This is a genomic window from Paraburkholderia ferrariae NBRC 106233, from assembly GCF_000685035.1.
GTDB lineage: Bacteria > Pseudomonadota > Gammaproteobacteria > Burkholderiales > Burkholderiaceae > Paraburkholderia > Paraburkholderia ferrariae.
The window spans coordinates 1-515 of the sequence record NZ_BAYB01000097.1; the positions used below are offsets into that span (position 1 = coordinate 1).

Consider the following 515-nt stretch of genomic DNA (forward strand, 5'->3'; position numbering starts at 1 on the left):
GCGGCCGGTATCGCGTGTCTGTGGGGCCCGGCGCACGGCGGCGCGAACGAAGCCGCGCTGAACATGCTCGAAGAGATCGGCTCGGTGGACAACATCCCCGAGTTCATCAAGAAGGTGAAGGACAAGAATTCGGGCGTGAAGCTGATGGGCTTCGGCCACCGCGTGTACAAGAACTACGATCCGCGCGCGAAGCTCATGCGCGAAACGTGCCACGAAGTGCTCGAAGAACTGGGCCTGCACGACGATCCGCTGTTCAAGCTCGCCATGGCGCTGGAAAAGATCGCGCTGGAAGACGAATACTTCGTGTCGCGCAAGCTGTACCCGAACGTGGACTTCTACTCGGGCATCGTGCAGCGCGCGCTGGGCATCCCGACGTCGATGTTCACCTGCATCTTCGCGATGGCGCGTACGGTGGGCTGGATCGCGCAGTGGAACGAAATGATTGCCGACCCCGAGCAGAAGATCGGCCGTCCGCGTCAGCTCTTCATCGGCGAAACGCCGCGCGAAGCGAAGCC

1 protein-coding gene is annotated in these 515 nt (G+C 62.3%); it reads left to right on the top strand.

The features are described 5' to 3' along the window. The coding region (locus tag BFE01S_RS36815; protein WP_028229724.1) for a citrate/2-methylcitrate synthase at positions 1–515 on the top strand (515 nt) is incomplete at both ends.